The sequence below is a fragment of the Vibrio sp. 10N.247.311.13 genome, assembly GCF_041467595.1.
GTDB classification, from domain to species: Bacteria; Pseudomonadota; Gammaproteobacteria; order Enterobacterales; family Vibrionaceae; genus Vibrio; species Vibrio crassostreae_C.
The window spans coordinates 18339-30030 of record NZ_JBFSUX010000064.1 but is presented as its reverse complement, the minus strand read 5'-3'; the positions used below and the strand labels follow the sequence as shown (position 1 = coordinate 30030).

11 protein-coding genes, 1 pseudogene and 1 other annotated feature are annotated in these 11692 nt (G+C 44.0%); of the genes and pseudogenes, 4 read left to right on the top strand and 8 right to left on the bottom strand.

Annotated elements, in window-relative coordinates:
- Positions 1-173 precede the first annotated feature (173 nt).
- From AB6E52_RS19595 to nfo, 3 genes are all read right to left on the bottom strand, one after another.
- The gene (locus tag AB6E52_RS19595) at positions 174-725 is read right to left on the bottom strand and encodes a hemerythrin domain-containing protein (protein WP_017070073.1); all 552 of its coding nucleotides are present in this window, start codon (positions 723-725) and stop codon (positions 174-176) included.
- Between the two features lie 86 nt (positions 726-811).
- Positions 812-1492: a uracil-DNA glycosylase gene (ung, locus tag AB6E52_RS19590; protein ID WP_102319762.1), complete on the bottom strand. Its 681-nt coding sequence runs from the start codon at positions 1490-1492 to the stop codon at positions 812-814.
- A gap of 397 nt (positions 1493-1889) precedes the next feature.
- Positions 1890-2798, bottom strand: coding sequence for a deoxyribonuclease IV (gene nfo, locus AB6E52_RS19585; protein ID WP_102319761.1), 909 nt, complete (start codon positions 2796-2798; stop codon positions 1890-1892).
- Positions 2799-3124: 326 nt separating this feature from the next.
- On the opposite strand from nfo, the gene grcA reads away from it, so the two are divergent.
- The gene (gene grcA, locus AB6E52_RS19580) at positions 3125-3502 is read left to right on the top strand and encodes an autonomous glycyl radical cofactor GrcA (RefSeq protein ID WP_017059315.1); all 378 of its coding nucleotides are present in this window, start codon (positions 3125-3127) and stop codon (positions 3500-3502) included.
- A gap of 77 nt (positions 3503-3579) precedes the next feature.
- Here grcA and thrC read toward each other — a convergent pair whose 3' ends face one another.
- Genes thrC through thrA form a run of 3 tightly spaced genes read right to left on the bottom strand, consistent with a single transcriptional unit; the run spans position 3580 to position 8293 of the window.
- On the bottom strand, positions 3580-4863 hold the full coding sequence (thrC, locus tag AB6E52_RS19575) for a threonine synthase (protein ID WP_017059314.1): 1284 nt from the start codon (positions 4861-4863) through the stop codon (positions 3580-3582).
- On the bottom strand, positions 4860-5816 hold the full coding sequence (thrB, locus tag AB6E52_RS19570) for a homoserine kinase (protein ID WP_102319763.1): 957 nt from the start codon (positions 5814-5816) through the stop codon (positions 4860-4862). Before thrB ends, thrC begins: the two co-directional genes overlap by 4 nt.
- 17 nt (positions 5817-5833) lie before the next feature.
- Positions 5834-8293, bottom strand: coding sequence for a bifunctional aspartate kinase/homoserine dehydrogenase I (thrA, locus tag AB6E52_RS19565; protein ID WP_102319760.1), 2460 nt, complete (start codon positions 8291-8293; stop codon positions 5834-5836).
- Positions 8294-8322: 29 nt separating this feature from the next.
- Positions 8323-8442: a sequence feature (Thr leader region), on the bottom strand.
- Positions 8443-8759: 317 nt separating this feature from the next.
- On the opposite strand from thrA, the gene AB6E52_RS19560 reads away from it, so the two are divergent.
- Positions 8760-9218, top strand: a complete 459-nt coding sequence (locus tag AB6E52_RS19560) for a ribonuclease regulator (protein ID WP_102319759.1) — start codon at positions 8760-8762, stop codon at positions 9216-9218.
- Positions 9219-9330: 112 nt separating this feature from the next.
- Here AB6E52_RS19560 and AB6E52_RS19555 read toward each other — a convergent pair whose 3' ends face one another.
- Positions 9331-9816, bottom strand: a complete 486-nt coding sequence (locus tag AB6E52_RS19555; RefSeq protein ID WP_017059310.1) for a putative 4-hydroxy-4-methyl-2-oxoglutarate aldolase — start codon at positions 9814-9816, stop codon at positions 9331-9333.
- A 47-nt stretch (positions 9817-9863) separates the two neighbouring features.
- Here AB6E52_RS19555 and AB6E52_RS19550 point away from each other — a divergent pair.
- Both AB6E52_RS19550 and arcA read left to right on the top strand, forming a co-directional pair.
- Positions 9864-10022: pseudogene (locus AB6E52_RS19550) on the top strand (ribonuclease activity regulator protein RraA).
- A gap of 372 nt (positions 10023-10394) precedes the next feature.
- Positions 10395-11111 carry a two-component system response regulator ArcA gene (gene arcA / locus AB6E52_RS19545; RefSeq protein ID WP_004741534.1) on the top strand — a complete coding sequence of 239 codons (717 nt, stop codon included), beginning with the start codon at positions 10395-10397 and terminating at the stop codon, positions 11109-11111.
- Between the two features lie 136 nt (positions 11112-11247).
- On the opposite strand, the gene AB6E52_RS19540 is transcribed toward arcA, so the two are convergent.
- On the bottom strand, positions 11248-11691 hold the full coding sequence (locus tag AB6E52_RS19540) for a hypothetical protein (RefSeq protein ID WP_017062884.1): 444 nt from the start codon (positions 11689-11691) through the stop codon (positions 11248-11250).
- Between the last annotated feature and the right edge of the window lies 1 nt (position 11692).

Here is an 11692-nt window from a genome sequence, read left to right as displayed (position 1 = left end):
AATAGTTCAAAAAAAATCCCCAAGCGTGGCTTAGGGATTTGTGTATAAGAGACAGCCTATATAGGTGCCTTTTTTATTTTTTGAGGTAGTTAATCCGCTCAAAGCGCCATTTGGAAACCAACCCTCTAATATAGAGGACACCTAAAATAGGTGCACCTCAACATTACAACGGGCTAAACACACTCTTGTTCATTTTGTCGAACCCGAGCCGCGAGTTGGCGATATTGATCGGCGATGGTCTCTCCAAAAACAGGGTCATCTTCCGGTTGAAGCCATTGAGACTCCACTTCTTGCCAATCTTTCACCGTGAACGCCTCAACAATCATGGGTAGCACATGCTTCTCTTCATATTCCATGTGCTTTCGCTGAGCCTTAACAAACGCTTCAAGCTGCTCAATAAAGACTTGCTGAGGAACCACCGCATCTTGAAGGATCATATCGACCAAACCTAAAAAGTCCGCCGTTTTCTCAGAAAGCAATTGATGCTCTAACTCCAAGTCTTCAATCGCTTGCTCGCTGCCATATTGCTTAAGATAGTAGCGATAAATGACGTCTTCTTTAGGGTGATGCACTTTGTCTGAATGGTTCATAAGGTAATGAACCACCTCTGCGATCAGGCTATAGTTTATTTCTCGCTCCTGTTTCAGAAACTCTAACTTACTGTTGAGTATCGCGAGTAAACGAGCCATATAGCCATGCTCTCGTCTTATCCTTTCAATCATCATAGTATTGCACTCCATTACACCTACTATTTATAAGTGTATACGAATATGCTGATTTATGATTTGACCCTGCTCAGAAAACCACCAACCTACACTTCTTTTGGTAAACGCCAGTCAATAGGTTGTTGATCCATAGAAGAAAGCAGCTTGTTGGTTGTAGAGAAATGCTGACAACCGAAGAATCCACGGCGTGCCGATAATGGCGATGGGTGAGGTGCAACCAACACATGATGCTTGTCGTCATCAATCGCTTGACCTTTCTTCTGGGCGTGTGCGCCCCACAACAAAAAGATGATCGGTTCAGAGCGCTGATTGAGCTCAGCAATAATGGCATCGGTAAAGGTTTCCCAGCCACACTTAGCATGTGAGTGTGCTTTTGCCTCTTCGACTGTAAGGACTGTGTTCAACATCAACACCCCTTGCGATGCCCAAGAATCGAGATAACCATGACTAGGAATCTCAAAGCCCTCTATATCTTGTGCAAGCTCTTTGTACATATTGCGTAGAGAAGGTGGGATTTTCACACCAGGAAGCACTGAGAATGCTAAGCCGTGAGCTTGGTTAGCACCGTGATAAGGATCTTGCCCTAAGATAACCACTCGCACGGATTCGAAAGGCGTCATATCAAAGGCACTGAACACCTGTTCTTGTGGCGGGTAGACGGTTTTACCACTATTACGTTGCTGTTCAACAAACGCGAGGACACTCTGAAAGTACTCTTTATCACGTTCATCATTAATAATGGATTCCCAAGTCTTTGGTGCGCTCATCGTTTTACTTCCCAATCATCAAGGTTTCTAGCGGCTTTCGCCAGACAAAAAAATAGCTGTATCGGCTAACTGTCCTAAATAAGGCTCTAGTTATACCTCATACAGCTATCAATAAACATGATGTGTAGGGTTCACTTGTTGATGAATCATAATAATCAGTTCAAGTTGTGCTTATCTCGATTAACCACTTTTCTGCTGTGTACGATGGTGGCCGTGGTTATGCACGTGACGGTTTGGTGTAGGTAAACGGCGTGCGACAGCAATAGTTGAAGTTTGGGTGATTGAATACATAAAGGCACCTCCTCTAAGACATCGTGAACTACATATTCACTTTAATACTATGAAAGAAAGGTGCCAATTTTTAGAAATAGACGGAAATAAATTTCCCCCTCTATTATTACGCTTGTTCGCTCGCTAGCGTTGCTGAGCGATGAAACATTCTAAGTTGTTGAATTTCTTCTTTCCAGATCGTCGAATCAATGGTTTCCAAGATAAGAGGGATACCATTAAAGCGAGAATCAGAGGCAATATACTCAAAACAATCCCAGCCAATTTCGCCTTTTCCTAAAGAATGGTGTCGATCGACTCGGCTCGCGAACTCAGCTTTTGAATCATTGATGTGCATTGCTCTTAGATAGTGCATACCCACGATGCGGTCGAACTCAGCAAAAGTATGCTCACACGCCTCTTTTGTACGTAAGTCATAGCCAGCAGTAAACGTATGGCAGGTGTCTAAGCACACACCCACACGTGACTTATCTTCTACCTGCTCGATAATCTCGGCTAGATGTTCAAACTTCCAACCCAGATTAGTGCCCTGCCCAGACGTATTCTCGATCACTGCGATTACGTCAGGTACCGCTTGATGAGCTAGGTTGATCGATTCAGCGATCTTCGCCAAACATTCGCTTTCTGAGATTTTCTTTAAATGACTCCCAGGATGAAAATTCAAAAGCGTTAGTCCAAGTTGATTACAACGCTCCATTTCATCAATAAAAGCCGCGCGTGATTTCTCTAGCTTCTCTTCTTCTGGCGCTCCTAGGTTAATCAGGTAGGAGTCATGAGGAAGAATGTGCTCAGCACCGTAGCCCAACATTTTGCAATTGGCTTTAAAGGCACTAATGGTTTTCGCTTCTAGTGGTTTTGCCGCCCACTGTCTCTGGTTCTTGGTAAACAGTGCAAACGCATTGGCACCTATTTCACGTGCACGCATAGGCGCCTGATCAACACCACCAGCAGCCGACACATGAGCGCCAATAAACTTAATATTTGTTTCCGGTTTTGAGGATGAATTATTGTTTGTCATTAAATCACTTTACACTTTCAGAATGCTTAATAAATAAAGGGTTGTATCGGTTGTAGTTCAATAAAAACACAACAAATGTAGTAAACTTACAACAAATATGACTGTTAAATATTTTTTATACTTTAAAATATTTTGTAATTACTTTGTTTTTAAAGGTTTTATTGATTTACCTCAATATAATCACCTTTGTAAAAATATGGTTTTTGGTTGTTTTTTGACTTGAATCAATGTTAACCTTACTAATATTAGGTATATATTACCCAGCTCAATAAAAATCGAAAGTTAACACCATAATCAAACCACATTCAGTGGACTAGGAGATAGTTATGATCCAAGGTATTCAAATTACTAAAGCAGCAAACGATGACCTACTAAACTCAATCTGGCTACTAGATAGCGAGAAGAATGAAGCTCGTTGTGTTGTTGCTACTGCAGGTTTCGAAGCTGACCAAGTTATCTCAGCTGCAGACCTAGGCGAGTACGAAAGCCGTGAAGTTGCAATCGAAGCAGCACCACGCATCGAAGGTGGTCAACACCTAAACGTTAACGTTCTTAAGCGTGAAACGCTAGAAGACGCAGTTGCTCACCCAGAGAACTACCCACAGCTAACTATCCGTGTATCGGGTTACGCTGTACGTTTCAACTCTCTAACAACTGAACAGCAACGTGACGTTATCGCACGTACGTTCACTGAGTCTCTATAATTTTTAGAGCTTAAATTAGAATACAAAAACGGCGCTCATTGAGCGCCGTTTTTATTTGTTCGAAAAACAAATGGACGTTACGGTTGAACTCGACGAAGCACAGCTTTTAGCGCTTCAAAATCGTTATCAAGATCTTCAGACAACAATTCCATCGCCGCGTGTTTTGCTAGCGGGCCAGGCAGTTCGATATCAGAACCTAGGATGTCATCAACCACTTCTTTGAATTTCGCTGGGTGTGCTGTACACAGGAACAAGCCAGTTTCGTTCTCTTGCAGTTGCTCTTCCAGTAGACGGTAAGCAATCGCACCATGTGGTTCACATAGGTAACCTTGTGCTTTTAGGTCGCGAACTGACTCAGCGCTCTGCTCGTCAGATACTTTACCTTTGCCTAGTGTATCTAAGCCCCAACCTTTCAGTTGGCAAAGCTCTTCGATACGAGGCCAGTTGTTTGGTTGGCTTACGTCCATCGCGTTCGATGTTGTCGCAACAGTCGGTTTTGGATCCCATTGACCTGTTTCTAGGTAACGAGGAACAGTGTCATTTTCGTTAGTTGCTGCGATAAAACGCTTAACAGGTAGACCTAGCGCTTTAGCCAATAGACCAGCCGTTAGGTTACCAAAGTTACCACTTGGTACAGAGATAACGAGGTTTTCACGTTGCTCTTTAGTCAGCTGAGAAGCCGCCTCAAAGTAGTAACAGATCTGAGCCATTAAACGGCTGATGTTGATCGAGTTTGCCGAATTAAGACCGATCTCTTTACGCAGTTCAGCGTCATCAAATGAGTCTTTAACTAGAGCCTGACACGCATCAAAGTCACCATCAATCGCCACAGTGTGGATGTTCTTGCCAAGCGTACAGAACAGCTTCTCTTGCAGTGGGCTGATCTTGCCTTTCGGGTAAAGAATCACAACATTGATGTCTTCCATGCCGTAGAAAGCATGCGCAACCGCCGCACCAGTATCACCTGATGTTGCCGTTAAGATAGTGATTTGACCACCATCAGAAACAGCTGCTAAAGATTGAGCCATAAAGCGGCCACCGAAATCTTTAAACGCCAGTGTTGGACCGTGGAAAAGCTCAAGCGCGTAAACGCCGTCTTTTACTTGGTTGATTGGTGCAGGGAATTGGAACGCTGCATCCACCATTTGGTCGATCTGTTCTTTTGGTAATTCATCACCAATCAATGCTGACAGAATCTTTGAGCTACGAGGGACAAAGTCCTCTGCTAGCAGCGCATCGATATCATCAAACTTTGGCAGTTCAGATGGGAAAAATAGACCTTGATTACGGCCTAAGCCTTGACGAACGGCTTGGCCAAAAGAGACTTGTTCATCATTTTCTTTGATGTTGTACAGTTTCATAACTCACTTCCTGTAACGATCGAACCCTGCTTATCTAGGCGACAAACGTGAACGAATCCTTCTTCATTTTGTACGTAATTTTGTTCTAACCAGCGTGCAACACGCTCGGCGACATCTTGTTCTTTGCAAATGCTAAATAGAGTTGGACCACTACCAGAAATACCAGTAGCCAGTGCCCCAGCTGACAGCGCGTATTTACGAGCATCAGCAAACCCTGGAAGCAGTTTCTCACGATATGGTTCAGCGATCACGTCTTTGATCATCTTCGCCGCCAGTTCAGGTTGACCTGAATGACACGCGTGGATAAAGCCCGCTAAGTGACGACCATGAGCAATAATATCCTGACGACGATATTGAGATGGTAGGATCTCTCTCGCTTCAGCCGTTGAAACCTTAATACCCGGATAAGCCATTACCCAGTACCAGTCGTCAAAACACGGTACTTCTTGGCTGATGATGCCTAGCTCTTCAAGCATGAGCTGCACACCACCAAGGTAACATGGCGCAACGTTATCGTAGTGGATACCACCTGAAATCTTGCCTTCCATTTCACCCATCAGAGTAAGCAGTTCAGTTTCATTCAGGGGCTGACCGTGAAAACGGTTTAGCGCATCCAGTGCCGCGACGATTGAACATGCACTAGAACCCAAACCTGAACCGATAGGCATGTTCTTTTCTAGTGTCATTTCTAAAGGCTTTAGCGTAACGCCTTTTTTATCAAGCTCTCTCGAGAACACCACCCAGCAGTCGTAAACGATGTTTTCTTTTGCTTCAGTTGGCAGCTTAGAAACAAAGCTGCCTGCAGTTTTAAGTGAGAATGGTTCATCACCGGCTTTAACCATAACTCGGTCACCTAGCAGCGTGCCATCCACTGGAGACACAGCGGCCCCCAGCACATCAAACCCTACACTGACATTACCGATTGATGCAGGAGCATAAACGACAACATCCATATCACTTGAACTCATTCTTAAACTCCTAATTTCCAACCAAGAGTACGCATCACATCAGAGAATACGCCAGCAGCTGTTACTTCAGTACCCGCGCCGTAGCCACGCAGTACTAGAGGGATTGGTTGGTAGTAACGGCTGTAGAATGCTAATGCGTTCTCGCCATCTTTAATCTTGAACATTGGGTCGTCGCCATCAACAGCAGCGATACGAACCTTACACTTACCTTCAGCGATTTCACCCACATAACGAAGTACTTTACCTTCTTCTGCTGCGATAGCTGACTGCTCTTTGAAGTAAGCATCCGCTTCTGGTAGGCGAGCCATGAACTCTTCAACCGTACCTGAATCATCAAAACCCGGTGGCAGAGCTTGGTCTACTTCAACATCTTCAAGTTCAAGCGCCATGCCTGCTTCACGAGCAAGAATAAGCAACTTACGCGCCACATCCATACCAGATAGATCATCTCGAGGATCCGGTTCAGTGAAGCCGTTATCTTTTGCAATATTGGTTGCTTGGCTCAGTGTCATACCTTCATCAAGCTTACCGAAGATGTACGACAGTGAACCAGAAAGAATGCCGTTGAACTTCTCAAGCTCATCACCCGCAGAAATTAAGTTCTGTAGGTTTTCGATGACCGGTAGACCTGCGCCTACTGTTGTCTCGTACATCAACTTACGACGTGAGTTACGTGCAACTTCACGAAGTTGATGGTAGTAAGCCATGCTCGCTGTATTTGCTTTCTTATTTGGTGTTACCACGTGGAAACCAGCCGCTAGGAAATCAGCGTATTGCGCCGCAATGCCTTCGCTAGACGTACAATCAACCAATACTGGATTGATAATGTGGTTACGTTGAACAAGTGCATTTAAGCGCGCTAAGCTAAACTCTTCTGTCGCGCTCGACATGCGATCACGCCACTGCTCTAGCGGTAGACCATCGCTATCTAGCAATAAGCCTTTGCTGTTTGCTAAACCACATACGCGAATCACGATGCCTTTTTCAGCCAGTTTGCCTTGTTGACGTTGGATCTGGTCAACAAGCTCACCACCAACACCACCAACACCAACAACGAATACGTCAAGGAAGTGCTTAGAGTTAAATAGGTTCTCGTGACACGCTTTGATCGCTTCAGAGATTTTGTCTTCAGGGATAACCGCTGAAATAGCGCGCTCTGAAGAACCTTGAGCAATAGCAACAATGTTGACGTTCACTTCAGCTAAAGAAGAGAAGAACTGAGATGCTACGCCACGTGAAGTGCGCATACCGTCACCCACCAGCGTTACAATCGCAACGTCATCCATGAACTCAACCGGCTCTAACAGGCCATCTTTAAGTTCAAGTTCAAACGCGTCTGACAACACTTGTTTCGCTTTCACCTTATCAGCCGATTCAATACAGAAGCTGATGCTGTACTCAGAAGAAGATTGAGTAATAAGGACAATAGAAACGCCAGCAGAAGACATCGCGCCGAATACACGACTCGCCATACCTACCATGCCCTTCATGCCTGGGCCTGATACGTTAACCATGGTTAGGTCACTTAGCGTCGTAATACCTTTGATTGCTAGGTTATCTTCGCCAGTGTCTTGGCCAATCAAAGTACCTGCGCCTTGTGGGTTGAAGCTGTTTTTGATCAGACAAGGAATGTGGAATTGCGCAATAGGAGCAATGGTTTTCGGGTGTAGAACCGAAGCACCAAAGTAAGAAAGCTCCATCGCCTCTTGGTAGCTAAGAGACTTGAGCAGACGAGCATCATCAACTAAGCGTGGGTCACAGTTGTAAACGCCATCGACATCAGTCCAGATTTCACAGCAATCAGCACGTAGACACGCCGCTAACACAGCCGCTGAGTAGTCAGAACCATTACGACCTAGTGTGACTAGCTCACCTTTTTCATTACCCGCAGTAAAGCCAGGCATGATGTTAACGTGACCTTTAGGAAGTGGAGATTGTTGGAAGTTCTGAGTAGAGACATCCACATCGACCATAGCTTCAAGGTGATCGCCTTTAGCGTATAGGTATTGGACAGGGTCAATCAGGCTTGCTGGTTGGCCTTTCGCTTCCAGTACCGCTTTCATTAACTGGATAGAGATTCGCTCACCTTTACTGATGATGCGAGCATTAACGTGGTTCGGGCACATACCAAGTAGGTTGATGCCATTCACGAACTGCTTTAGCTGAGCAAGAGAGGTATCCACCTGCTCTTGAAACGCGGCACCATCGATAGAAGGCACGACCGCTTTGATCTCTGCAAACAGTGTGTTAAATGAAGATTCGATCTCTGTAATCTGTGCGTCAGCTTCACCATTTTTCAGTGCAGCTTCAATAACAGCGACCAACTTATTGGTTGTTTTTCCTGGAGCCGATAGTACAACGGCTAGCTCTTCTTGCTGGGCATTATTAGCGATGATATCAGCCGCTCGTAAAAAACGATCTGCATCAGCTAATGATGAACCTCCAAACTTTAAAACGCGCATCCCTTTCTCCATAAGTCATAAAAATGGTACAAAAAAAGGCCTGTATCTTGTTGGATACAGGCCTTTTTTTTAAAAATCCGTTACTTAGCAGCCTGCCCCAACAATGTTAATGTCGGTAATAATAATGGTTGTGGTCATTACTAGGTGGCTTACGTGCTGCATATCAAATTCTCTGCTTGTGCTTTACTCTACGTGTATCAATTTTTACCACTGGACGTCAATGAAAAGTTGCGTTTTTTTTACATTCGCACCGTTTTTCAGAGCAAACCGTCATTTAAGGGATAAAACACCCTGTATAAACCTTCACTTAAGATACTGGATTTACTCATTGAACAGGCAAGAGTGATCAATCGCATATATAGTCATAACAAAATGCTATATCGATTGTGCAGCGAACGTACAAGTTCTGTGCTTTAATTGAACGATAACGTTCGAAGAACAATAATAATGACATCAGGAGTGGGAAATGAAGAGATTACTTATTCTTTTGGCTTTTGCTATGCCTGTTGTTTGTTCAGCGAATAGCTTACCTCTACTACCCAGCCAGATCGATAGTTCTTCTCATAAATTCTTTATCTCCTCACAAAACGCGCCGAGTGAAAGCTTCGATACTTGGAAGATAGACAGTGGCTACTCTTATAGCTTGTTTTCAGATGTGGATCTTTACGTCGGTACACGTATCAATAGTGCGGCACTGAAACAGGAAAGTGGATTCTTGAGTGGTGTCAGTTATCAGTTCTCAGAAAGAGTCTCTTTTAACAGTTCTCTACACACCTATAAAGACGAGACCGAAGACAATGAGAAATCGGTAGCCGCAGAGGTTTCCAGCCGAGTGCAACTAACAGATAACCTAGATTTGCATGCCACCCTTGATTATGAAGAGTGGCAGCAAGGTGTTGAAGTGGGACTAGGGTTTCGCTTTTAGTCTCTTTAGCTTGTTCTTTATTAACAGATTAGTGCGGATTGAGATCCAAACTTTTAGTACATCACAAACCATTCCCCGTTCTAATCTATCAACGGCATTCAATTTGAGTCAGTTACGATTCAATTAACAGCTCAGATGAAATTAACACGCCATTCCAATCGGCATAAATATAGTCACCAGGCTGAATCAGTTGATTATGTATAGAGAGTGTCACATTCACTTGGCCGACACCGCGTTTCTCTGTTTTGAATGGCGATGCACCTAACGCCTGAACGCCAAGGTCCATTTGCGACATCATGCCTACATCACGCACCGCACCGTTTACAATCACGCCTTCCCAACCGTTTTCTATCGCGAGAATAGCGAGTTGATCGCCAAGCAGCGCCTTCTGGCATGAGCCATTTCCGTCAACGACAAGCACTTTGCCACAGCCGTCGGTCTCTAAAACCTCGCGAACCTTGGAATTATCGTGATAACAACGAACTGTTACAATTTTTCCAAAGAACGCACCACGTTGGCCGAAGTTCTGCAATGGCATGTTCAGTAGGGTGACTTCGCTTTCAAACTCATCACACAAGTCGGGTGTTATATCGTGCATATATCCTCCGTGAGTAAGGCGTTACCGGTTATGTCAGGCTAGCCTCTATGCTTTTATATGTTATTAAAATTAATCCTTTGTTTTCATTGTTCTATGCTCAATTTATTACTCAATAAAAGTTGATTGAGCATATTTATCTACTAGACTCTTACGACAGCTTTCAGCTTCCTTGGTTCATAATCCGGTCTTTAGCAGGCAAGATGTGAGAAGCATCTCGAATAATCATTCTTGTTTTGGTGCTAAATAGTCACCATAACATTGGTTAAGTTGTAGCCATACTATTAAAGTTTGTTGCGATACGGCAATTGATGTAAATCAACAAAGTGAATGGAATTAACATTCTCGCGTTGTTAGCATGCTGTTAACATTATAGAATCCACTCCAATCACTAAAAGAATGATTGAAAGGCGTACTGGATCTACGTTATTGGGCAATACTTCAAGGAAGGCAGATAGCTGGAAGTAAGTGTTTTTTTGAAAACTTTAAGTTATCATCAAAAATACATTACCTGTATGTTATGTTTTTGCCTAGAATTTATTCTATTAGCACAGTTTCGTCACAAATTTAGGTACCGCCAAATGCAAACCCCGCAGATTCTTATCGTTGAAGATGAGCAAGTAACTCGTAACACTCTAAAGAGTATTTTTGAAGCAGAGGGATATGCTGTTTTTGAGGCTAGCGACGGTGAAGAGATGCACCAAGTGCTATCTGACAACCAAGTTAACCTTGTAATTATGGACATCAACCTTCCAGGTAAGAATGGCCTACTACTTGCGCGTGAACTACGTGAGCAAGCAAACGTAGCGCTTATGTTCTTAACTGGTCGTGATAATGAAGTTGATAAGATCCTTGGCCTAGAGATCGGCGCTGATGACTACATCACTAAGCCTTTCAACCCTCGTGAACTGACTATCCGTGCACGCAACCTTCTGAACCGTTCAATGAGCACAAGCTCTGTTCAAGAAGAGAAGCGTAGCGTTGAGAAGTATGAGTTCAACGGTTGGGTACTAGATATCAACAGTCGTTCTCTGGTTAGCCCAGATGGCGAAGGCTACAAGCTACCTCGTTCAGAGTTCCGTGCTCTACTTCACTTCTGTGAGAACCCAGGTAAGATCCAAACACGTGCTGACCTTCTTAAGAAGATGACTGGCCGTGAGCTTAAGCCACACGATCGTACTGTAGACGTAACAATCCGTCGTATTCGTAAGCACTTTGAATCTGTTTCTGGTACGCCAGAAATCATCGCAACGATTCACGGTGAAGGCTACCGCTTTTGTGGTGACCTAGAAGACTAATTCGATTCGCGCCTCTTACCATTTAGCACTACTCACCAGTAAGTGTTTTGAACACTAGAAGCGTCATCAATAGTTATTAAAAAGGGAGAATGCCAACGCATTCTCCCTTTTTTATTGTTCTTAATTGGATAAGATTTTAGTAAACCGTATCCACCTTAACGTCTTTCTCTACTAACCACTTCACGGTTTCGCCATCTTTAAGTTCCACCGCCACATCAACAGGCTTGTCACTGTCGATTTCTAGCTGCCATACAAACGCGACTTCCCATTGAGTTTCACTGTGTGTTCTTAAATCAAGATCGTCAGCCGTTACCAACAAGGTGTCTGCACCCTGTTTAACCGTAACACTTTCAACCGCAAGCGTTGCTGGCAGTTGTGAGTCTGACTCTAGGTAGATAGCACCATGTAGGGTCTTATCTTGAGTCTCGCCAATCGTTGGCATCTTGTTGTGCCAAAGGTTGCTTTTCATGGTAACTGTTGCTGCAGATACTTCGACTTGATTATCTTGCTGCCATTCTACTTGTGGCGCAGAACAACCCGCTAATGCCACTACACATGCGGCGAATGCTAATTTTTTCATT